This is a genomic window from Mycobacterium shinjukuense, from assembly GCF_010730055.1.
GTDB classification, from domain to species: domain Bacteria; phylum Actinomycetota; class Actinomycetes; order Mycobacteriales; family Mycobacteriaceae; genus Mycobacterium; species Mycobacterium shinjukuense.
In genome coordinates this window covers 1990439-2013685 of record NZ_AP022575.1, presented here as the reverse complement: position 1 = coordinate 2013685, position 23247 = coordinate 1990439, and the positions used below count along the sequence as shown (strand labels likewise).

The 23247-nt window shown below is 65.6% G+C and carries 15 protein-coding genes and 6 pseudogenes; 13 read left to right on the top strand and 8 right to left on the bottom strand.

The genetic code is table 11. The annotated features are described in order from the left end of the window. Nucleotides 1-804, bottom strand: a complete 804-nt coding sequence (locus G6N20_RS08790; protein WP_083050974.1) for a lysophospholipid acyltransferase family protein — start codon at nt 802-804, stop codon at nt 1-3. Between the two features lie 180 nt (nt 805-984). On the opposite strand from G6N20_RS08790, the gene G6N20_RS08785 reads away from it, so the two are divergent. From G6N20_RS08785 to G6N20_RS08770, 5 genes and pseudogenes are all read left to right on the top strand, one after another. Continuing rightward, on the top strand, nt 985-2793 hold the full coding sequence (locus G6N20_RS08785) for a PE family protein (protein WP_083050994.1): 1809 nt from the start codon (nt 985-987) through the stop codon (nt 2791-2793). An 87-nt stretch (nt 2794-2880) separates the two neighbouring features. Beyond that, nucleotides 2881-3093: pseudogene (locus tag G6N20_RS21950) on the top strand (PucR family transcriptional regulator); the annotation flags it as partial. A gap of 152 nt (nt 3094-3245) precedes the next feature. Then, nucleotides 3246-5015 carry a DUF3556 domain-containing protein gene (locus tag G6N20_RS08780; RefSeq protein WP_083050980.1) on the top strand — a complete coding sequence of 590 codons (1770 nt, stop codon included), beginning with the start codon at nt 3246-3248 and terminating at the stop codon, nt 5013-5015. Continuing rightward, complete coding sequence (locus G6N20_RS08775; protein ID WP_083050983.1) at nt 5012-6439, top strand: phytoene desaturase family protein; 1428 nt, start codon at nt 5012-5014, stop codon at nt 6437-6439. Before G6N20_RS08780 ends, G6N20_RS08775 begins: the two co-directional genes overlap by 4 nt. Before the next feature lie 163 nt (nt 6440-6602). Continuing rightward, entirely contained in the window at nt 6603-7418 is an 816-nt protein-coding gene (locus G6N20_RS08770) for a L,D-transpeptidase (RefSeq protein ID WP_083050985.1), read from the top strand. Nucleotides 7419-7699: 281 nt separating this feature from the next. Here the strand turns inward: G6N20_RS08770 and G6N20_RS22415 are convergent. The 5 genes and pseudogenes from G6N20_RS22415 to G6N20_RS22405 all read right to left on the bottom strand — a co-directional run. Then, a pseudogene (locus G6N20_RS22415) lies at nt 7700-7878 on the bottom strand (IS1380 family transposase); the annotation flags it as partial. A 95-nt stretch (nt 7879-7973) separates the two neighbouring features. Next, a pseudogene (locus G6N20_RS08765) lies at nt 7974-8534 on the bottom strand (DUF222 domain-containing protein); the annotation flags it as partial. Nucleotides 8535-8922: 388 nt separating this feature from the next. Beyond that, nucleotides 8923-9060, bottom strand: coding sequence for a hypothetical protein (locus G6N20_RS08760; protein WP_158084789.1), 138 nt, complete (start codon nt 9058-9060; stop codon nt 8923-8925). Nucleotides 9061-9325: 265 nt separating this feature from the next. Then, a pseudogene (locus G6N20_RS22410) lies at nt 9326-9559 on the bottom strand (hypothetical protein); the annotation flags it as partial. A gap of 21 nt (nt 9560-9580) precedes the next feature. Beyond that, nucleotides 9581-10213: pseudogene (locus G6N20_RS22405) on the bottom strand (hypothetical protein); the annotation flags it as partial. 354 nt (nt 10214-10567) lie between these two features. Here G6N20_RS22405 and gap point away from each other — a divergent pair. Genes gap through tpiA form a run of 3 tightly spaced genes read left to right on the top strand, consistent with a single transcriptional unit; the run spans nt 10568 to nt 13620 of the window. Beyond that, nucleotides 10568-11587, top strand: coding sequence for a type I glyceraldehyde-3-phosphate dehydrogenase (gap, locus tag G6N20_RS08755; protein ID WP_083052274.1), 1020 nt, complete (start codon nt 10568-10570; stop codon nt 11585-11587). Between the two features lie 12 nt (nt 11588-11599). After that, nucleotides 11600-12838, top strand: a complete 1239-nt coding sequence (locus G6N20_RS08750; protein ID WP_083052273.1) for a phosphoglycerate kinase — start codon at nt 11600-11602, stop codon at nt 12836-12838. After that, nucleotides 12835-13620, top strand: a complete 786-nt coding sequence (tpiA, locus tag G6N20_RS08745; RefSeq protein ID WP_083052272.1) for a triose-phosphate isomerase — start codon at nt 12835-12837, stop codon at nt 13618-13620. The genes G6N20_RS08750 and tpiA overlap by 4 nt, the downstream gene beginning before the upstream one ends. 15 nt (nt 13621-13635) lie before the next feature. On the opposite strand, the gene secG is transcribed toward tpiA, so the two are convergent. Then, nucleotides 13636-13869 carry a preprotein translocase subunit SecG gene (gene secG, locus G6N20_RS08740; RefSeq protein WP_040624202.1) on the bottom strand — a complete coding sequence of 78 codons (234 nt, stop codon included), beginning with the start codon at nt 13867-13869 and terminating at the stop codon, nt 13636-13638. Between the two features lie 54 nt (nt 13870-13923). Between secG and G6N20_RS08735 the strand changes: the two genes are divergently transcribed. The 4 genes and pseudogenes from G6N20_RS08735 to G6N20_RS20635 form a co-directional block, all read left to right on the top strand. Further along, nucleotides 13924-14184: a type II toxin-antitoxin system Phd/YefM family antitoxin gene (locus G6N20_RS08735; RefSeq protein WP_083052271.1), complete on the top strand. Its 261-nt coding sequence runs from the start codon at nt 13924-13926 to the stop codon at nt 14182-14184. Then, the gene (locus G6N20_RS08730; protein WP_169715474.1) at nt 14181-14579 is read left to right on the top strand and encodes a type II toxin-antitoxin system VapC family toxin; all 399 of its coding nucleotides are present in this window, start codon (nt 14181-14183) and stop codon (nt 14577-14579) included. Before G6N20_RS08735 ends, G6N20_RS08730 begins: the two co-directional genes overlap by 4 nt. Before the next feature lie 21 nt (nt 14580-14600). Further along, on the top strand, nt 14601-14726 hold the full coding sequence (locus G6N20_RS22185) for a hypothetical protein (RefSeq protein WP_372516424.1): 126 nt from the start codon (nt 14601-14603) through the stop codon (nt 14724-14726). 147 nt (nt 14727-14873) lie between these two features. Further along, a pseudogene (locus tag G6N20_RS20635) lies at nt 14874-15473 on the top strand (molybdopterin dinucleotide binding domain-containing protein); the annotation flags it as partial. Here G6N20_RS20635 and G6N20_RS08710 read toward each other — a convergent pair. Then, a complete protein-coding gene (locus G6N20_RS08710) occupies nt 15470-15868 on the bottom strand; it encodes an ATPase (RefSeq protein ID WP_083052270.1) in 399 nt (132 codons plus the stop codon). The pseudogene G6N20_RS20635 and the gene G6N20_RS08710 overlap by 4 nt on opposite strands. 326 nt (nt 15869-16194) lie before the next feature. On the opposite strand from G6N20_RS08710, the gene G6N20_RS08705 reads away from it, so the two are divergent. After that, a complete protein-coding gene (locus tag G6N20_RS08705) occupies nt 16195-23136 on the top strand; it encodes a PPE domain-containing protein (RefSeq protein ID WP_083052269.1) in 6942 nt (2313 codons plus the stop codon). The last annotated feature ends 111 nt before the right edge of the window (nt 23137-23247 follow it).

Here is a 23247-nt window from a genome sequence, read left to right as displayed (position 1 = left end):
TCAGCCCAGGATCGGGAAGCGGCGCTTGGCGGCCAGTTCGTCGAGGGCCTGTTGCATCACCGACCGGACGTGCTCGTCGACCTCGTCGATATGCGGGTCCTCGCCGAACGTGGCGGCGATGTCGATCGGCTCCAGCACCCGTGTGACGATCTTGGTGGGCAGCGGCAGATTCGGCGGGATCGCGGCGGAAAACCCGAATGGGAAGCCGAACGAGAGCGGCAGGATTTCGCTGCGCAGCAGGCGCTTCAGCCCCAGGTGCTCGGCCAGCCAGGTGCCGCGGGACAGGTAGAGTTGGGTCTCCTGGCCGCCGATGGACACCGCGGGCACGATGGGTACGCCGGCTTCGATGGCCGTGCTGACGTATCCCTTGCGGCCGTTGAAGTCGATGACGTTCTCGGCGAACGTTGGCCGGTAGGCGTCGTAATCCCCGCCGGGGAAGACGATGACCACACCGCCGGAGCGCAGCGCGCGCGCCGCGTTCTCCCGGTTGGCCCGGATGTAGCCGGTGCGCCGGAACAGCGGCGCGGTGACACCCATGAACAAGATGTCGTGGCTCAGCGTGTAAACCGGTCGGTCATAGCCGAACTTGTCGTAGAAGTCGACGCTGAAGATCGGCACGTCCATCGGGAACATGCCGCCGGAGTGATTGCCGACCACCAACGCGCCGCCCGGTGGGAAGGAATCCAGCCCATGGACCTCGGACCGGAAGTACGCCTTGACGACTGGGCGCAGCACACCGATCATGCGTTGGGTCAAGCCCGGGTCGAACTTGCCGATGTCATCGTCGTTCTCGGTATCGCTCATCGTGTCCCCCTGACCCTGGGCGCTGTGGGTCACTAGATGGTACCGACCGGCCGGCGGCGCGGGCCAAAACGTTGGCGGAAACCGCGGGACGCGCGCTCCGGATCGCGCTATCATCCCCTCCTGCTAAGGGCGTCGCCGGTGGTCGGTGAGCCGGGTTTCCTGGGTGGGCCGGAGGGCGGGATGTCGTTTGTGATCGCGGCGCCGGAGACGGTGGCCGCGGCCGCCGCCGAGGTGGCGGGCATCGGCTCGGCGGTGAACGCGGCCAACGCGGCCGCGGCGGCCCCGACCACGCGGCTGCTGGCCGCGGCCGCCGACGAGGTATCGGCGGCCATCGCGGCGCTGTTCAGCTCCCACGCTCGGGAATATCAGGCCCTCAGCGCGCAGCTCGCCGCGTTTCATGACCAGTTTGTCCGCACCCTCGACGCGGGTGCCGCGGCGTACGCGGGCGCCGAGGCCGCCAACGCCGCGCTGCTCGAGCGGGCGCGGCTGGATCTGCTTACCGCGGCCAGTGCGCCGGCCCGGCCCGGCGTGCCGGCGACGATGACGTCGACGCTGGCGTCGGGCGCCCACACCGCGTTGATCATGGGCTCCACCGGAACCCCGCATCCACCGATGGACTACATGCAACAGGTCTACGACCGCTTCATCGCCCCCCAGTACCCGGGCTACGGGTTCACCGGCCTATACACGCCCGCCCAGTTCCAGCCGTTTACCGGAATCCCCAGCCTGACGTATGACGAGTCGGCGGCCCTGGGGGCCACCTATCTCAACGCCGCGATCATGGATCACGTCGCGGCCGGCGATCACCTGGTGGTTCTGGGCTTCTCGCAGAGCTCGTCGGTTGCCACCCTGGTGATGCGCCATCTGAACACCTTGCCCGCCGGCGTCGCCCCCAGCCCGGACCAGCTGTCCTTCGTGTTGCTGGGTAATCCCAACAACCCCAACGGCGGCATCCTCGCGCGCTTTCCCGGTCTGTACATCCAGTCGGTCGGGCTGACCTTCAACGGCGCGACTCCAGACACTGCCTACCCGACCACCGTCTACACCACGCAGTACGACGGCTTTGCCGACTTCCCGCAATACCCGATCAATGTGCTGGCCGACCTCAACGCGCTTTTGGGCATTCCCTACGCGCACAGCCTGTATTACGAACTCACCCCCGAGCAGCTTGCTTCGGGCATCGTGCTGCCGGTGTCGTCGCCAGACAGCGACGTCACTTACATCTTGATTCCCAACGAGCACCTGCCGCTGCTGCAGCCGCTGCGCGGCATTGTGCCCGAACCGGTGCTGGACCTCGTCGAGCCCAACCTGCGGGTGATCGTCGAGTTGGGCTATGACCGCACCGGATACGCCGACGTGCACACCCCGGCCGGGCTGTTCCCCACCCACCTCAATCCGGTCAGGGTCGCGGGCGACCTCGCTGCGGGGACCGCGCTGGGAATCGACAACGCGCTGGCTGACCTAGGACTTCCGCCGCTGCCGAAGCCGCCGCCGCTGCCTGGACTGCCTTTCCCGACGGAGCTGTCCTCGCTGTCGCTGCCCGGCGTGCCGCCGCCGGTGCCCGACAGGATCCCCGTTCCTCCCCAGATCGGCGCCCTCATCGACGGCCCGCTCACCGACCTGGATCGCTGGCTGGACACCGTGATCAACCGTCACATCGACCCCGTCATCACCTCAACCATTTACCAGGCCGGTGACCAGCTCTCGGCCGCCGCGAAGAGCCACGGCGCTTCCTCGGACGTGCTCAATGCCATTGTTGTCGGCCAGCAGGTGTTGCCGATGTTGGTCGAAGGGCCCGGCCTGTTTGTCACCGCCGATACGCACTACCTGGTCACCGCGATCCAGGCGCTGGCCGACGGTGATCTCCGCGGGTTCGATCAGAACCTGCAACTCATCCCCGCCACAAACAGCGCGCTGTTAATGTTCGGGGTGACAATCCCCGCTGCGGCGGCCGTGGCCGTCCTCACCGGTGAGGACTTTCCAACCTGATGTCAACCTGAAATGTGAGCGGTGCTTGATTTCGGGGCGGGCACGGTGAGCGCTGGGGACGGGCCCATTGCGGTGATCGCCCGACAGATGAACATGATTCGCGACGAGTGCATCGCCGAATTGTTCGACATGATGAAGGCCGAGATCCAGGGGCTGGACCACGACACCCAGATGATGGGCATGTGGCGGGCGAACCTCACCGAGAACTACCTCGCCGCCGTTCATCACCTGGAACGCGACGCACCGACATCCTTGCTCGAAGCGCCGGCGACCGCGCTGGCATGCGCCCGCGCCTGCGCGGCTGGCGTGTGGCCGGGCGGGACAGGGGCTGCGGCGTCGCCGGGTCCGCTGGGGAGGGAGGCGGACCCGGACGGCGTCTGCGTGCTCCCAGGGTGGTGCCGATACATTGGACTGGCCAACTGGGTCCGCAGCGCTGGAGGAACGAGGCCGCCATGGGATTCATGTCACCGGAGCTGCCGGATGTCGACCACGACACCTGGCCAACGCTGCCCCGGGCGACGCGATTGCAGATCGTCACCCGGCACTGGGCAGAACACGGCTTTGGCACACCGTATGCGGTCTACCTGCTCTACCTGATCAAGATCGGCATGTACGTCGCCGCCGCGGCGGCGATCATCTCGCTGACCCCCGGCCTGGGCGGGCTGGGCCGCATCGCCGACTGGTGGACGCAACCGATCGTGTACCAGAAGGTCATCATCTTCACCCTGCTGTTCGAGGTCCTGGGCTTGGGCTGCGGCTCCGGCCCGCTGACCGGGCGGTTCCTGCCGCCGATTGGTGGCTTGTTGTATTGGTTGCGGCCCAACACGATCCGACTGCCACCCTGGCCGGGCAAGGTGCCCTTCACGGGTGGGGACCGCCGCACGGTTGTCGACGTCGCGCTCTACGCCACCGTGTTGATCAGCGCGGTGTGGGCGTTGTTGTCCGCCGGCTCCCCCGGTCCAGGCGGGCCCGGTGTCACCGCCGTCGGGGATGTGGGTTTGATCAACCCCGCCCTTGTGGTGCCGACGATCGTCGCACTGGCGCTGCTGGGTCTGCGCGACAAGACGATCTTCCTTGCGGCCCGCGGAGAACACTACTGGCTGAAGCTGTTCGTGTTCTTCTTCCCGTTCACCGACCAGATCGCGGCGTTCAAGATCATCATGCTCTGCCTGTGGTGGGGGGCGGCCACCTCCAAGCTCAACCACCACTTCCCCTACGTGGTGGCGGTGATGACGAGCAACAACGCGCTGTTGCGCAGCAGGCTGTTCAACCCGATCAAGCACCTGCTCTACCGCGATCACGTGAACGACCTGCGGCCCTCCTGGCTGCCGAAGCTGATGGCCCATGTCGGCGGCACCACGGCGGAGTTTCTGGTCCCGGCGGCGCTGGTGTTGGTCGCCGATGGTCACCCGTGGCGGTGGTTCCTGATCGGGTTCATGGTGATCTTCCACCTCAACATCCTGTCCAACCTCCCTATGGGAGTTCCGTTGGAGTGGAACGTGTTTTTCATCTTCTCGCTGTTCTACCTGTTCGGGCACTACGGCACGATCCGGGCCACCGATCTTCGGTCGCCGCTGCTGCTGGCGCTGGTGATCGCCGTTGTTCTCGTCGTGATCGCGGGAAACCTTTTCCCCGAAAAGATTTCGTTTTTGCCCGCCATGCGCTACTACGCCGGCAACTGGGCCACCAGCGTGTGGTGCTTCCGCGCGGGCGCCGAGGACACCATCGAGGCCAACGTCGTCAAGAGCTCTGCGCTGGTGATCAATCAGCTGGCCCGACTCTACGACGCCAACACCGCAGAAATCATGGCCGACAAGGTGGCCGCGTTCCGGGCGATGCATACCCATGGCAGGGCGCTCAACGGCCTGCTGCCCCGCGCGATCGGCGATGAAGCCGACTACACGATCCGCGAGGGCGAAATCGTCGCCGGACCGCTGGTGGGGTGGAACTTCGGCGAGGGCCATCTGCACAACGAGCAACTGGTGGACGCCGTGCAGCGGCGCTGCAACTTCGCCGACGGCGATGTCCGCGTCATCATCCTCGAGGGTCAGCCGATCCACCAACAACGGCAGTGGTACCGCATTGTCGACGCCAAGACCGGGCTGATCGAGGCGGGCTATGTCACCGTCGAGGACATGTTGAGCCGCCAGCCGTGGCCCGAGCCCGGTGACGAGTTCCCGGTCCATGTCACGACGCAACGCGCGACACCCGGCACGCCATGAGCACCGCGGTCGTTGTCGGCGCCGGGCCCAACGGCCTCGCCGCAGCGATCCACCTCGCCCGGCACGGTGTCGACGTGCAGGTGCTGGAAGCTCGCGACACGATCGGCGGGGGAGCGCGTTCGAGTGAGCTGACCGTACCCGGGGTCATCCACGACCACTGCTCGGCGTTTCACCCGCTGGGCGTCGGTTCGCCGTTGTGGACGGACCTCGACCTTGCACGCTACGGGCTGAGCTGGGCGTGGCCGGAGATCGACTGCGCGCATCCGCTCGACGACGGTTCCGCCGGGCTGCTATTTCAGTCGATTGACGAGACGGTGGGCCGCATGGGTCCCGACGGCACGCGGTGGCGGGGCGCCGTGGGCGACCTTGCCGCCGGGTTCGACGAGCTGGCCGGCGATTTGCTTCGCCCGGTGCTCAACATTCCGCGCCACCCGATTCGCCTGGCCCGCTTCGGTCCGCGCGCGGTGCTGGCGGCCACGGTGCTGGCCCGCTGGTTTCACACCGAGCAGGCGCGCGCGCTGTTCGGCGGTGCGGCCGCGCACGTCTACACCCGGCTGGACCGGCCGCTGACCGCCTCGCTGGGGTTGATGATCCTGGCCAGCGGTCACCGCTACGGCTGGCCGGTCGCGCGAGGCGGATCGGGATCCATCACCCGGGCGCTGGCCGCCGCGTTGGCTACGCACGGCGGCACCATCACCACCGGGGTGACCGTCACCAGCCGTCGCGACATCCCCAATGCCGACATCGTCATGCTCGATCTCAGCCCGGCCAACGTCTTGGAGCTGTACGGCGACGCGATGCCCGCCCGGATCACCCGGTCGTACCGGCGCTACCGCGAGGGGTCGTCGGCGTTCAAGGTGGACTTCGCCATCGAGGGCGACATTCCGTGGACCAACCCCGACTGCGGGCGTGCGGGCACCGTCCACCTGGGCGGGACCTTCGCCGAGATCGCGGACACCGAACGTCAACGCGCCCAAGGCGCGATGGTGCAACGGCCCTTCGTGCTGGTCGGGCAGCAGTACCTGGCCGACCCGTCCCGCTCGGCGGGCAACATCAACCCGATCTGGGCCTACGCGCACGTGCCGTTCGGCTACACCGGTGACGCCACCGGCGCGATCGTCGACCAGATCGAGCGGTTCGCCCCCGGGTTCCGCGACCGCGTCACCGCGACCGTGAGCACCTCCACCGCCGAACTGCAGGCCTACAACCGCAACTTCGTCGGCGGAGACATCATCGGCGGCGCCAACGACGGGCTGCAGGTCATCTTCCGGCCGCGGGTGGCCGTCGACCCGTACCCGATCGGGGTGCCCGGTGTCTATCTGTGTTCGCAGTCCACGCCGCCGGGCGCCGGCATCCACGGGCTGTGCGGCTACCATGCCGCCGAGTCGGCGCTGCGACGGCTGCACAAGCGGCGCGGCCGCTGAACTCACCATTCGTCGCGCTGGACTGGCTCATCGTGGCCAAAACGTGACGGAGGTTTGATCGAATTACTAAGGCGCGCTCGCACTTCCACCCTCGGCGCACCCCTACCATCACTACTACAACCCATCATGACCACAACGCCGTCAGTGACGAGGAATGGGAGCCATGCGAGCGGGTTTTCGGTGTGTTCTTGCCGTCATCGGGATCGCTGCGAGTGTGGTTGCGGCGCCGGCCGACATCAGCCTTGCGGCCGCGAGCCGGACGGATGGGTTCGCCGTCGCGTCGGTGCTGCCAACGCGCGGCGCGGTGGTGGGTGTGGCGCACCCGGTGGTGGTGACGTTTCGTGCGCCGATAACCAACTCAGCCAACCGGCACGCGGCCGAACGCGCCGTCGAGGTCACCTCGGCGCCCCCGATGACTGGCAAGTTCGAATGGCTCGACAACGACGTTGTGCAATGGGTTCCCGACCGCTTCTGGCCGGCGCATAGCACGGTGGCGCTTTCGGTGGGCGGCCTGTCCACCGAATTCCAAACGGGTCCCGCCGTCGTCGGTGTTGCCAGCATCTCCCAGCACACGTTCGTCGTGAGCGTCGACGGAGTCGAGGCGGGGCCGCCGCCCCCACTGCCAGCGCCGCACCATCGACCTCACTTCGGAGAGCAAGGGGTGATGCCGGCGTCGATGGGTAGGCCGGAGTATCCGACGCCGGTTGGCTCGTACACCGTGCTGTCCAAGGAGCGCTCGGTGATTATGGATTCGAGCAGCGTCGGCATCCCGGTCGACGATCCCGATGGTTACCGGCTGCCGGTGGACTATGCCGTCCGCATCACCCGTCGCGGCCTTTACGTGCATTCAGCCCCGTGGGCCGCCCAGTCCCTGGGACTGGAGAATGTCAGCCACGGCTGCATCAGCCTGAGCCGCGAGGACGCGGAGTGGTACTACAACACGGTCAACGTTGGTGACCCGGTGATCGTGCAGGAATAGCAGCGGCGACAGTTGCCACACGAGGTTCGGCAGCTAGGCGTAAGTGGTCGCGCCCGTACGTTGGTCGGGGTCGAAACCAGCATGACCGCGTGCGCAATGCGCCGCGGCTGCTGGCGACCCGTGCGCAGGGCGCGCGTTCGCTGGTGTCTCATTCGCCTCACGCGTCCCGGCACGGCAGCGATGTGCGATGTGCCCGCCTTCGAGCGACAACCGTGGCTGTCGCTTGAAGGCGGGCAAAACCTGTCCGAACACCACGACCCCCGAATTTTCGGGCGCGACCACCCGCCGGCGCGCAGCACGTTGGCGTCATCGATGCTGTCCGCGCCGCACATCATTCCACCGATGATCGAAGTCAGCTTGCCGGCCGGGTTGACCGCGCCGGAGGCCACCCGCGTCGACGGCAGGTGCGCGTGCTCGTGTCGATCAGCCGCGAAAGACCGGTCTGCGCAGCCGGTTCCAGCCGGTGGTGCACGTATACCATGAGTGCATCGGAAACGCCTTCTCGGCCTGTGGCCAACTGCGTTCTCAGCACTCGTATTGTCGTACGTCGCCGGGGTCCTCATCACGGTAATTCCCGTCGGGGTTGCGGCAGTCGGCGAGTTTGTCGGCCAGCCCGGCCAGTTGTTCGGGGCGAAACCGGGTGCCTTTTTTGGCCAGCTTGGCCTCGGCGCAGTCGCGGGTGGGCGCATCCACCCAGCCGGGCAGCCGGTGAGAGAACCGGCGGATCACCCCGATCTGGCCGGTGCCCAACGTGCCGGCGCGGTGGGCGGCGGCGCTGGCCACCAACACCGGCGCCAGCGGCTGGCCGGTCAGTGCGCGCCGCGGCCCCAAATCGGCGGCCTCGCCGATGCGGCGGGTGGCCTCGGCGCGGCTGATCAGCGTCCACTCGGCGATCGCGTGGGAGAGTTTGCCGCCCAACTCTTCGGCGCTGGCCTGACGTGCTAGTTGGTTGATCAGCGGATGCTCGGCGGCGGGCAGCCGCCGGCGTACCCGCTCCACCCGTTCTAGCAACACCAGCCGCTCCTGGGTGGTCAACGCCTCACAATCCAACCCCAGCACGGCATCCACGCCGGCATCGAGGGTGTCGAACGCCGCGGTGATCGCCTGCCGATCCATACGCCCAAGCTATCGGAGGGCACTGACAAGACACCCCGCCGACAAACCAGAGAAATCAGAGTGACACAAGAGATTTCACGCCGACCGGTGTGGACTGCACCCGGCGCGACACCACTCGGCCGATCGTTGGGCCTGGCGGCGCGGGGTGGGCGGTTGCCGATGACGTTGTCCGCCGGCCTGTCCATCCGGTTCTGCGGGGCCAGTGGTTCCGCGGTGGTCGGCTGGGGCGGCCGCCGGCCTGTCCATCCGGTTCTGCGGGGCCAGTGGGCCGGCGGGCGCGGCATCGGCGGCGGGCCGATACCCGGCACCAGGTGGCGCCACGAGCCCGCCCGCAGCGCAGGACATAGGGGTTTCGGCCCGGTGTCGGGGTCGGTCACCGCGCCGGAGTCTAGGCGGCCTCGTCGATGGCGGCGATCGCGGCGGTGATGCGCACGCGGCTCACCGACAAGGGAAACTTCTCGGCACCCACGTGCTGGCCGATCGACCGCGAAAAACAGGTCTGCTCAGCCAGTTCCAGCACCGGCACCAACCTGGACACTACGATGCCAGCACTTGTATTACCCAGTTCAGAAGGCATTTTCGCGGTTCACCCGCCGATCAATTCGCAGGCCCATCCACGGGTCCAGGGCTTAACGATGATGCGCGGGTGCATACACCTCGACGAGATGCAGTGAGCGCGTGGCCTTTTCACTGCCGTCGAGGTATCGACAACCTGGGGTACCCCGCACCACCGACGAGCGGGAGTTGCCGCTTTCCAGCTGCACGCACCTCGTCCCTGGCGTGGATCGGCCTCAGCGCGCTGCCGGAGGGGCAACCGAAGGACCGGGAGCAACCGGCTGACCGGGCTCGGGTGCGCCCCCTGGCGCCGGAGTACGCGGCGCATCCTTGACCCCCGACATGGCGGTGAGTGGGGCACCGGCCGCAGCATCCGCGGGAGCACCAGCCGGGACTGGCCCAAGCACAATCAGCGGAGTACCTGCGGGCACCACGGGAAGCGGCGCACCCGCGGGCACCGGCACGGGTGCGCCGGCGGGCACCGGCACGGGTGCGCCGGCGGGGACGGGCACGGGTGCGCCGGCGGGGACGGGCACGGGTGCGCCGGCGGGGACGGGCACGGGTGCGCCGGCGGGGACGGGCACGGGTGCGCCGGCGGGGACGGGCACGGGTGCGCCGGCGGGGACGGGCACGGGTGCGCCGGCGGGGACGGCACGGGTGCCGGCGGGGAACGGGTGCGCCGGCGGGGACGGGCACGGGCGCCGGCGGGGACGGGCAGGTGCGCCGGCGGGGACGGGCACGGGTGCGCCGGCGGGGACGGGCACGGGTGCGCCGGCGGGCACGGGCACGGGTGCGCCGGCGGGGACGGGCACGGGGACCGCCGCACCGGCTGGGATCGGCCCAGGCGCAACCAACGGAACACCCGCCATTTCGGTGAGTGACGCACGGCATACGTCCGCGGCTTCCGATCCGCCGGCGGCTGCCGGTGCGCCGGCGGCCGCCGGTCCCCCGGCGGCTATCGGTCCCCCGGCGGCTGCTGGCGCGTCGCCGGCCATCCCTTGGACGCACGCGTAGCCGCCGGTGATCAGCGGGGCGGCTGTCGCGTGCGGGCTCAACGCGATAGCAGCTCCGCACAACCCCACGCCGGCAACCACTGTGATGTTGAACCGATCGACGATCGCCATCAGCGTGAACTCTCCTCTATTCGCGCTCAGACCGAGGTCGTGTTATCCACGACCGGCCCAATTGTCGGCGGCCCCACGTCGAAACACGAGTGCGCCGCACGCAACGTTTCCAAATGGTGACGTCACGACGGTGTCACTATTCGGCGTAACTTCTGCGGATACCTACCGATCGGCGCGAAATCTTTCGATGGGCAGGCAATGGGCGCCCTCACTCGGCCGCAACCCCGCTCTCGGCTCCCGGCTTTTCGCGGCGACCGAAGCCCAGCCCTGTTACCGGCGGACGGCGGCTGGTGTCACTGATCTAGGCTGACGGCGAATGCTCATCAGCGGACATCGGAAGACAGGGAGAGGCCAGTGACGGTCCGGGTAGGCATCAACGGCTTCGGTCGCATCGGACGCAACTTCTACCGGGCCCTGTTGACCCAGCAGGAGCAGGGCACCGCCGACATCGAGGTGGTCGCGGTCAACGACATCACCGACAACAGCACGCTGGCGCACCTGCTCAAATTCGACTCGATCCTGGGCCGGCTGCCGCATGATGTCACCCTGGAAGGCGAGGACACCATCGTTGTCGGCACCGCGAAGATCAAGGCGCTGGAAGTCAGGGAGGGCCCGGCGGCGCTGCCGTGGGCCGACCTGGGTGTCGACGTCGTCGTCGAATCCACCGGCCTGTTCACCAGCGCGGCCAAGGCACGCGGCCACCTGGAGGCCGGCGCCAAGAAGGTGATCATCTCCGCTCCGGCCACCGATCCGGACATCACCATCTGCCTGGGGGTCAACGACGATCGGTACGACGGCAGTCAGCACATCATCTCCAACGCGTCGTGCACCACGAACTGCCTTGCGCCGCTGGCCAAGGTGCTGCACGACGAGTTCGGCATCGTCAAGGGCCTGATGACCACCATCCACGCTTACACCCAGGACCAGAACCTGCAGGACGGGCCGCACAAGGATCTGCGCCGGGCGCGGGCCGCCGCGCTCAACATCGTGCCCACCTCCACGGGCGCGGCCAAGGCCATCGGCCTGGTGCTGCCCGAGCTGAAGGGCAAGCTCGACGGCTACGCGCTGCGGGTGCCGATCCCCACCGGCTCGGTCACCGACCTGACAGCGGACCTGTCCAATGCCGCCAGCGCCGACGAGATCAACGCCGCGTTCAAGGCCGCCGCCGACGGCAAGCTCAAGGGCATCCTGAAGTACTACGACGCGCCGATCGTGTCCAGCGACATCGTCACCGACCCGCACAGCTCCATCTTCGACTCCGGCCTGACCAAGGTGATCGACAACCAGGCCAAGGTGGTGTCCTGGTACGACAACGAGTGGGGTTACTCCAACCGTCTCGTTGACCTGGTCACCCTGATCGGCAAGTCACTGTAAGTCTGGCCGGCCGTGACTATCCCTTCGCTCAACGACCTTCTTGCCGAAGGCGTTTCGGGGCGCCACGTGCTGGTGCGCTGCGATCTGAATGTGCCGCTCGACGAGGACGGCGTGATCACCGACCCCGGCCGCATCACCGCGTCCGTGCCGACGTTGCAGGCGCTGGTGGACGCCGGGGCCAAGGTGGTGGTCGCCGCGCACCTGGGTCGTCCCAAGGATGGCTCCGACCCTAAGCTGTCGCTGGCGCCGGTGGCCGCGGCGTTGGGTGGGCGGCTGGGCCGGCATGTGCAGTTGGCCGCCGATGTCGTCGGCACCGACGCGCAAGCCCGTGCCGAGGGGCTCACCGAGGGTGACATCCTGCTGCTGGAGAATATCCGCTTCGACCGGCGCGAAATCAGCAAGGACGACGGCGAGCGCCGCGCGCTGGCCCAACGGCTTGCCGAATTGGTCTCACCGGCAGGGGTGTTCGTTTCCGACGGCTTCGGGGTGGTGCACCGCAAGCAAGCCTCGGTGTACGACGTCGCCACCCTGTTGCCGCATTACGCCGGTACCTTGGTCGCCAACGAGATCCGTGTGCTGCAGCAGTTGACCAGCTCCACCCAGCGGCCCTACGCGGTGGTGCTCGGCGGAGCCAAGGTGTCCGACAAGCTCGGCGTCATCGAGGCGCTGGCGACAAAGGCCGACAGCATCGTCATCGGCGGCGGCATGTGTTTTACTTTCCTCGCGGCGCAAGGTTTTTCGGTGGGAACGTCGCTGCTGGAAGAGGAGATGACCGGCACCTGTCGCCGGCTGCTGGACAGCTACGCCGACGTGCTGCGGCTACCCGTCGACGTGCTGGTGACCGAGAAGTTCGCCGCCGATTCGCCGCCACAGACGGTGGCGGCCAACGCGATTCCGAGCGACTTGATGGGCCTGGACATCGGGCCGGGATCGATCCAACGGTTTGCCACGCTGCTGTCCAACGCCAAGACGGTGTTCTGGAACGGCCCGATGGGCGTGTTCGAGTTCCCGGCGTACGCGGCGGGCACCAGGGGCGTCGCCGAGGCGATCATCACCGCGACCGGCAAGGGCGCCTTCAGCGTGGTCGGCGGCGGTGACTCCGCCGCCGCGGTACGCGCGCTGGGCATCTCGGAAGGTTCGTTCTCGCACATCTCCACCGGCGGCGGCGCGTCGCTGGAATACCTTGAGGGCAAAACGCTTCCGGGCATTGAGGTGCTGGGGCGTGAGCAGCCAACCGGAGGAGACTCGTGACCCGCAAGCCGCTGATCGCCGGCAACTGGAAGATGAACCTCAACCACTTCGAGGCCATCGCGCTGGTGCAAAAGATCGCGTTCTCGTTGCCGGACAAGTACTACGACAAGGTCGACGTCACCGTTCTTCCGCCGTTCACCGACCTGCGCAGCGTGCAAACCCTGGTCGACGGCGACAAGCTGCGGTTGACCTATGGCGCGCAGGACTTGTCGCAACACGACTCCGGCGCCTACACCGGTGACATCAGCGGCGCCTTCCTGGCCAAACTGGGCTGCAGCTATGTCGTCGTCGGGCACTCCGAGCGGCGCACCCACCACAACGAGGACGACGCGCTGGTGGCCGCCAAGGCCGCCGCCGCGCTGCGGCACCAGCTGACCCCGATCGTGTGCATCGGCGAGCACCTCGACGTCCGCGAGGCGGGAAACCACGTGTCCCACAACGTCGAACAGCTGCGAGGCTCGCTGGCCGGGTTGTCGGCCGAGCAGATCGGCAAGGTCGTCATCGCCTATGAGCCGGTCTGGGCGATCGGCACCGGACGGGTAGCCGGCGCCGCCGACGCCCAGCAGGTGTGCGCGGCGATCCGAAATGAGTTGGCGTCACTCGCGTCATCGAAGATTGCCGACACCGTGCGGGTGCTCTACGGCGGCTCGGTGAACGCGAAAAACATCGGCGACATCGTTGCGCAGGACGACGTGGACGGCGGCCTGGTCGGCGGGGCGTCGCTGGACGGGGAGCAGTTCGCGACGCTGGCGGCGATCACCGCGGGCGGGCCGCTGCCGTAGCCACGGGGGCCCGCGTCATCGGTACTTGATCAACAACGCGACGCCGATGATGGACACCAGCCAGATGCCGGTGATGAACAGCGTCAACCGGTCCAGGTTCTTCTCCACCACCGTCGACCCGGACAGGCTGGACTGCACACCACCACCAAACAGCGTCGACAGGCCGCCACCCTTGGCGCGGTGCAGCAGCACCAGCAACACCACCAACACGCTGGTGACCACCAGGGTGATCTGCAGAGCCAATTCCATGACGGGCAGCCTACCCAACGGCCGCCAAGGCTACATATGTGCTACGATCGTAGTATGGTTGAGGTGGCATCCCGCGAACTCCGCAACGACACTGGCCGGCTACTGCGGCGCGCGCAGGCCGGCGAAGACATCACCGTCACGGTCAACGGCAAGCCCGTGGCGCTGCTCACCGGATTGCGGCCGGCGCGGCGTCGATGGTTGAGCCGAAACGAGCTGCTGCAGCGGCTTCGGCGCGCGCAGGCAGATCCGGGATTGCGCCGGGATCTTGCCGCGCTCGCGGGCGACACCACCGACGATCTGGGTCCGATCCGGTGACGGCGGCGGGCGTGCTTGCTACGTCGGTGTTCATCGCGCATGAGAGCGGCCGGCAGCTCGACGAATCGCGGATTCCTGAGGAAGTTGCGACGACGGTGGTCACGTTGGCTGAACTCAACGCCGGTGTTCTCGCGGCCGGCTCGGCGGATGTTCGAGCGCAGCGGCTGGCGACGCTCGACGCGATCGCCGACATGGCGGCGCTTCCGGTCGACGTCGATGCGGCGCGGACATGGGCTCGGCTGTGTGTTCACCTTGCCGAGTCGGGTCGCCGGGTCCGCATCAACGATCTGTGGATCGCCGCCGTTGCGGCTTCGCGAGGGCTGCCCGTGGTGACCCAAGATGGCGACTTCGACGCGCTCGACGGTGTGGCCGGGGTAGCCATCCTTCGGGTCTGACGGGGGTACACGGACGCAAGGGTGTGGCATTACGCGCTTGAACCCGTCGGCGACGGCCACCTGACCAGACTTGGTCGCGAGGCGACCGAGCCGATGCGTGCGGACATCCGGTTGCTGAGCGCCATCCTCGGCGACACGGTGCATTGACCGCGCCCAGATGGCGCGCATGTTCGTTGGCATCGACATCCGTCAAGCGCTGCCGACCATCCGGGCATTCGGCCTTTTCGCGCTGCTGGCCAATGTGGCCGAACACATCCGCCGGGAGCGCCGCCACCTAGCCGCCACGTCGCCGCGGGCAAGCCGCCACAGGACAGCAGCCTGGCCGCCACATCCATCGACGGCGGCAACGGCGGGGCCGGCGGCCACGGCGGTTTGCCGGATTGCGTCGGGCATGCCACCTGGTATAAGCCCACCGAATGGCTCGGCGGTCCGCGCGCCGCGCGCTACCCGCTGCATCTGATCGCCAACCAACCACGCACCCGCCCGCACAGCCAGCTCGATCACGGGGGCGCCAGCATGGCGTCGAAAGTCCATGGGCAAGAACCGATCCGCATTCACCCGCAGGACGCTGCCGGGCGCGGGCTGCGCGCCAGCGACATCGTGCGGGTGTTCAACGATCGCGGCGCCTGCCTGGCCGGCGTCGTGCTCGACGGGGGTCTTCGCCCGGGCGTGGTGCAGCTTGCCACCGGGGCGTGGTACGGCCCCGCCGATCCCGCCGATCCGGATTAGAGGCGTGTGCACGGCAATCCCAACGTGCTGACCACCGGCGCCGGCGCGTCGTCGCTGGCGCACGGCAGCACCGGCCAGCACGCACTGGTCCAGGTCGAGAGGTTCACCGGCGACTTACCGCCGCTGCGCGCGCACCGGCCGTCGTTCAGCGCGCGCAACCGCTAGCGCACCGTGCGGTTTCGCAGCCTGTCCAGCACGCCACGCACCGCGTGCTCGGTGACCGACAACGGGGTCATCACCGTCTCACCGAGGCTCACGATGTAATCGATCCGCTCGACGATCGCCTCTACCGGCTCGACCAGGACGATCAGGCGTTTTGCGAGATCGTCGAGGCTGTGCAGGGTGCCTTCGAGATGATCCAGGCCGCCCTCGAGGCGCTCGACCGTGGCGTTGAGCGCCGACAGCGAGCTGTTCAGCTCGACCATGGTCTTGCCCAGGCCGTCGAGGACGTCTTCGACCTGCTCCACCGTCTTGTCGGCGTTCAACGCGGCCTGGGTGAGGGTCTTCATTCGCCTACGCGCGGGCGACGGGCGTGCGGTTTTGTCTGCCATGACGGCCATTATTCTGCTTCGCGATGCCGCGAGCCGAGCGATTATGCGGAGTGGCCGGGGCGAGGGCCGGTGTGCCCAGCGCAATTGTCACGGATCGGCGCAAATGCCCATGGGCCCGTCCGGTGACCGGGTATGTTGGGTTCCCCATCGGGATGCGGTGATGGCGCTGGGAGGACAGGGATGTCGCTTGTGGTGACGGCCCCGAGCGTGGTGGCGGCGGCAACGGCGTCGGTGTCTTGTCCCGATGGGGTGGGGGGCGGCGGCCAAGGCGGCGCCGGCGTGACCAACGGGAGACCGTCGTCGGGCTAGCCGGCCCGAAGGGTGGGGTGCGTGCGATGGATTTCACGGCATTGCCGCCGGAGATCAATTCGGCACGGATGTATCTCGGGGCGGGGCCTGGGCCGATGGTGGCGGCCGCGGCGGCCTGGGATGGGTTGGCCGTCGAGTTGTCGTCGGCGGCCGCCGCGTTCGGGTCTGTGACGGCAGGTCTGGCAGGTTCGTGGTGGCAGGGTCCGTCGTCGACGGCGATGACCGTGGCGGCCGGACACTATCTGGGCTGGTTGAGGTCGGCGGCGGCCCAGGCCGAGCAGGCGTCCGCGCAGGCCAAGACGGCGGTGGCGGCGTTCGAGGCCGCCCGGGCGGCCACGGTGCATCCGGCGACCATCACCGCCAACCGCGCTCGGCTGATCGCGTTGGCGACCTGGAACGTGCTCGGGCAACATGCGCCGGCGATCGCGGCGGTCGAGGCCGACTACGAGTCGATGTGGGCGCAGGATGTGGCCGCAATGGTTGGTTATCATGCCGGGGCCGCGGAGGTGGCCGCGGCGTTGGCGCCGTTCCCTCAGCCGCGGCAGCTGCTGACGGGCCCGGCCGCGGCCAGCCTGAGCACGTTGACCTTCGGCGCCGGGCTGGCAAACGTCGACGACGTCAACCTGGGCTTCGGCAACGTCGGCAACGCAAACGTGGGCAGTGGAAATGTCGGCAACTACAACCTGGGCGGCGGAAATACCGGCAATCTCAATGTCGGTTTCGGCAACTTAGGTAGCAACAACTTTGGCTTCGGGAACATGGGGGCTTCGTCGACGGCGGGTAATTCTAATATCGGCTTTGGAAATATCGGTAGCAACAACCTCGGCTTTGGGAACACCGGCGATCGGAATATCGGATTTGGCAACACCGGCAGCAACAATATCGGTATCGGCCTGACCGGCGATAACCAGTTCGGGTTCGGCGCCTGGAACTCGGGCAGCGGTAATTTCGGGTTGTTCAATTCGGGCACCGGCAACATCGGCGTCGGCAACTCGGGTACCGGGAACTGGGGCATCGGGAACTCCGGCAGCTACAACACCGGGATCGGCAACGCGGGCAGCACCAACACCGGTTCTTTTAACCTTGGAAGCGTCAACGCCGGGGTCGCAAACATCGGCAGTTACAATACCGGTGGCTACAATACGGGCAGCACCAACACGGGCAGCTACAACCCGGGTCACTACAACACCGGCCTGTTAAACACCGGCAATGTCAACACCGGCGCGTTCAACTCCGGTAGCGATAACAACGGCTTCTTCCATAGTGGTGATGGCAACACCGGAATCACGATCGGAATCCATATTGGTAAAATCGAGTTTTCCGAGAGTGTGAGCTATCCGTTGGACAGGACGTTTAGTTACGATATCGGCGACATCATCATTCCGGGTATAACCATCCCCCGCATGACGTGGGGCGGCGGGTCGAATTTTGCCGAGATCTACCTGGGCCCCATCGTCATCCCGGATATCACGATTGCCGCTCCCACGGTGACCGCCACCGTGGGAAGTTCGACCACGACGTTGGATCTGTCGCTCGCCGCCAGCATTGGCCCCATCGACATCGATATCATCGACATCCCACCGGGCACCGGCATTGGAAACTCCACCACCAGTTCCTCATCGGGATTCTTCAACTCCGGCGCCGGGAGCGGATCGGGCTTCTTCAACGTCGGCTCTGGCACCTCGGGCTTTTTCAACTATGGCGACGTGTCGTCGGGCGCGGCGAATTGGGGCACTTCGATCTCGGGCTTCCTTAACACGAGCACGCTGGACTTGACGACGCCGGCCTACGTCTCGGGCGTCGACAATATCGGCAGCAACGTTGCCGGGGTGCTGCGCGGCAACTTGGCCGACCGGGCGCTTAACCTGGGCTTTGCCGATGTCGGCGAGTTCAACGTGGGCTTGGGTAATGTCGGCAACGTCAACGTGGGCAGTGGGAACGTCGGCGACTACAACCTGGGCGGTGGAAACGACGGCAGCGCAAATGTGGGTTTCGGTAATTTCGGCAGCAACAACGTTGGGTTCGGGAATTTCGGCGGCAACAATATTGGCTTCGGCAATCTGGGGAGCCACAATTTTGGTTTCGGTAATGCCGGTGACCGGAATATCGGGTTAGCCAATACCGGCAGCAACAATGTGGGCATCGGGTTGACCGGTGACAATCAGGTCGGGTTCGGCGCCTGGAACTCGGGCAGCGGTAATTTCGGCTTGTTCAATTCGGGTACCGGCAACATCGGTGTCGCCAACTCGGGCACCGGGAACTGGGGCATCGGGAACTCGGGCAACTACAACACCGGCGTCGGCAACGCGGGCACCGCCAACACCGGTTTCTTCAACTCCGGCAGCGTGAATACCGGGTTGGCGAATGCCGGCAGTGGCAACACCGGCAGCTACAATGCCGGCAGCACCAACACGGGCAGCTTCAACCCGGGCAGCCACAACACCGGCGTGGGAAACACGGGTGATGTCAACACCGGGGGTCTGAATTCCGGCAGCTACAACAATGGACTGTTGTGGCGCGGCGACCAGCAGGGTCTGTTCGGCTTCGGGTACGCGATCACCATTCCCGAGATTCCCGCCAGCGTCAGCGGGAGCCTGCCGGTCGATATACCCATCGGCGGCGGTATCGGCAACACCGTCATCGAGAGCTTCACCATTCCGGAAATTCCCGTTGGTGCCGAAGTCAAGCAGGTCGACATCAAGGTCAGCGGCAACATTGGTCCGGAAACCTTTCCGGCCATCACGATTGTCGGTCCCACGATTGCGGGGGTGGTGGGCAGCTCGGCCACTGTGTTTGGTGTGGACCTAACCAATCAGATCGGCCCGATCCAGCTCGAACTCGTCAACATGGCGGCTGCTCCGGGGTTCGGGAACTCGACCTCCACCTGGTCGTCAGGTTTTTTCAACTCGGGCACGGGTCCCGCATCGGGCTTCTTCAACGCCGCCACGGGTAGCTCGGGAATCTCGGGTTATTTCAACCACGGCGAGCTGCAATCGGGCGTGGCGAACATAGGCAACACCGTCTCGGGTCTGTACAACACCAGCACGGCCGGCTTCATGACGGCGGCCTATGACTCGGGCATCGGAAACACCGGCAGCAACCTGGCGGGTTTTTTGCGGCCGCACGACAACGCCAGCAATCTCAACCTAGGCTTTGCCAATGTCGGCGAGTTCAACGTGGGCTTGGGTAATGTCGGCAACGTCAACGTGGGCAGTGGAAACGTCGGCGACTACAACTTGGGCGGTGGAAACGACGGCAGCGCAAATGTGGGTTTCGGTAATTTCGGCAGCAACAACGTTGGGTTCGGGAATTTCGGCGGCAACAATATTGGCTTCGGCAATCTGGGGAGCCACAATTTTGGTTTCGGTAATGCCGGTGACCGGAATATCGGGTTAGCCAATACCGGCAGCAACAATGTGGGCATCGGGTTGACCGGTGACAATCAGGTCGGGTTCGGCGCCTGGAACTCGGGCAGCGGTAATTTCGGCTTGTTCAATTCGGGCACCGGCAACATCGGCGTCGCCAACTCGGGCACCGGGAACTGGGGCATCGGGAACTCGGGCAACTACAACACCGGCGTCGGCAACGCGGGCACCGCCAACACCGGTTTCTTCAACTCCGGCAGCGTGAATACCGGGTTGGCGAATGCCGGCAGTGGCAACACCGGCAGCTACAATGCCGGCAGCACCAACACGGGCAGCTTCAACCCGGGCAACTACAACACGGGCCACTACAACACGGGCAGCTACAACACCGGGCTGGCGAATACCGGTGATATCAATACCGGCGCTTTCAACACCGGCAATATGAATAACGGCTTCTGGCAGCGCGGCGATGGGCAGGGCTTGACTGGCCTCTACTACGCCATCACCATTCCCGCAATCCCAGTGAACCTCGCCGTCAGCCTGCCACTGAACATTCCCATCACTGTGAACTTCGGTGACATCATCATCGAGAGCTTCAGCTTCCCCGCGATCACTGTCGACATCAGTGGCTCCGGCTCTTACGAGGACGGCACACTGAAATTATTCTTCACCAACACGACCGGCCCCATAAAGGTCTCCGACATCACGGTCACTGGCCCTGATATTGCGCTTGCCATAGGAGGATCAAACACTGTTCTCGGTGCTTTGGCCACCGGCACCGTAGGCCCGTTGACCGTTCCGTTGATCGACATTCCTGCGGGCACGGGTTTCGGGAATTCGACCACCAGCCCGTCGTCGGGATTCTTTAACTCCGGTAGTGGTAACGCATCGGGATTCGGAAACGTCGGCACCAACAATTCGGGCTTTTGGAATTTCGCGTCGGGCAGCGCGGGAAACTCCGGTTACAACAACTACGGCGCACTGCTATCGGGCGTGGCGAACTATGGCAACTCCGTTTCCGGCTTCCAGAACACGGGCACGCTTGGCCTCACGACGGCCGCCCTGGTCTCGGGTGCCGGCAACATCGGCAGCGCCCTCTCGGGCTTCTACCACGACGACTCGTCCGGCACGCGGGTCGTCAACGTGGGCTTCGCCAACGACGGCGTCCTCAACGTGGGCAACGCAAACGTGGGAGACTACAACTTCGGCAGCGCAAATGTGGGCAGCGCAAACGTCGGTAACGCAAACGCTGGTAGCGGAAACATCGGCAGCGGAAACTCCGGCAACGACAACGTCGGCTCCGGCAATTTCGGCAGCAATAACTTCGGCTTCGGCAATCTCGGCAGCAACGACATTGGCTTCGGAAACGTCGGCAGCTACAACCTTGGCTTCGGCAATACCGGTGACCAAAATATCGGCTTTGGCAATACGGGCAACAACAATATCGGCATCGGGCTGACCGGAGACAACCAGTTCGGGTTCGGTGCCCTGAACTCGGGCAGCGGCAATATCGGCCTGTTCAACTCGGGTACCGGAAATATTGGCTTCGGCAACTCGGGCAGCGGAAACATCGGCATCGGAAATTCCGGCGCCGGGAACTGGGGGATCGGAAACTCCGGCAGCTACAACACGGGCTTCTTTGATTCCGGCGACGCCAACACGGGCAGCTACAATGCGGGCAGCTACAACTCGGGCCGCTACAACGTGGGCAACGCCAACAGCGGGAGCTTTAACTCGGGCGGCTACAACACCGGCTGGTTCAACAGGGGCGACTACAACACCGGCCTGGGCAACACCGGCGATGTTGACACGGGCGCCTTCATCTCGGGCAGCTACAGCAATGGCTTGTGGACCAGGGGTGACTACGAGCACCTGGTTGGCATCCCGCAGCTTGCCATCGCGGTGGCCCCAGGCTTCGGAAACTCGACAACGAGCCCGTCGTCGGGCTTATTTAACACTGGCGCCGGTAGCGCATCGGGCTTCTTTAACTCCGGAACAAACACTTCGGGGTATGGTAACTACGGCGAGCTGGCTTCGGGCGTGGCGAATTTGGGTAACAGCATCTCGGGCTACTACAACACGAGCACGTTGGGCGTCACGACCGCGGCCTATGTATCCGGTATCGGAAACGTCGGGGCCGACCTCACCGGGTTTTTTCGCGACAGCACCGGCAACACGACCTTTAATGCGGGCTTCGCGAACGACGGTCGCCTCAACGTGGGCAACGCCAATGTCGGCAACCACAATCTGGGCAGTGCGAACGTCGGCGACCAGAATCTGGGCATCGCCAACATCGGCGACCACAATGTCGGCAACGGCAACGCCGGTAGCAGAAACTTCGGCTTCGGCAATTTCGGCAGCGATAACTTCGGCTTCGGGAATCTCGGCAACAGCGATATTGGCTTTGGGAACCTCGGCAGCAACAACCTTGGTTTCGGGAATAATGGTGACCGGAATATCGGTTTCGCCAACTCGGGCAGCAACAATATCGGCATCGGTCTGACCGGCGATAACCAGTTTGGATTCGGGGGTCTGAATTCGGGTACTGGCAATATTGGGCTATTCAATTCGGGCACCGGAAACATTGGCATCGGAAACTCGGGCATCGGAAACTGGGGCATTGGTAATTCTGGGAGCTATAATACCGGCATCGGTAACTCGGGCGCCACCAATACCGGCTTCTTCAACTCCGGCAGCGTCAATACGGGTAGCTTCAATGCGGGCGGCTACAACACCGGTAGCTACAATAGCGGCAGCACCAACACCGGTGGCTTCAACGCGGGCGACTACAACACCGGCAACCACAACATCGGCAACTACAACACCGGGGTGGGCAACATCGGGGATATCAACACCGGTGGCTTCAACGGCGGGAATATGAGCAACGGCTTCAGCCTACGGGGCGATGAGCTGGGGCTCATTGGTTTGTCCTTCACGACCACCATTCCCACCATCCCGGTCGACCTAAAGGTCAGTGCCGACTTCCAAACACCGATCAGCTTGAGCATCAGCGGAATCGAACTACACAGCTTCGATATTTCGACGTTCGGCATAAGCGGCGACTATGGTTACAAATTCTATATTCTGGGCGTCGAGATAAGTTCACTAACAGTCCCGTACGCCTTGATAGTTCCCTCGTTCACGGTCCCAAGTATCCCGATTAGCAATATCAACGAAAGCTTCACGGTGGGGCCCCCGGTCTTTGCTCAGACGTTCAGCTTCGACGGCGGCCCCATCACCCTGCCGATCGATATCGCGCCGGCACCGGGCTTCTTCAACACCACCAGCGTGCCCTCGTCGGGCTTCGGTAACTTCGACACGTTGTACTTCGGCACTCCCGGCAGCCAATCGGGCATCGGCAACTGGGGCGCCAACAACTCCGGCTTCGGCGCGGGTGGCCTTCAATTTCGCTCACAGAGTTCGGGCCTCTCCGGAATTTCAAACGCCGGCACGCTGCAGTCAGGATTGTTCAACACCGGCAACACCATCTCGGGCTGGTTCAACACGAGCACCCGAAACTTCACGACGGCGGCCTTCATCTCGGGTCTCGACAACGTGGGCGCCCAACTCTCGGGCTTCTTCAACCGCGGTATCGGTCCCTGACACGCGCGGTGCCCGCATGCAATTTCCGGGACGCTGACGTAGCAGGCTGGCTGAGCTCGACCCGCCGGCCCGGCGGCTCGACAACCGGGTCCGGTTTGCCGAAAACCCTGA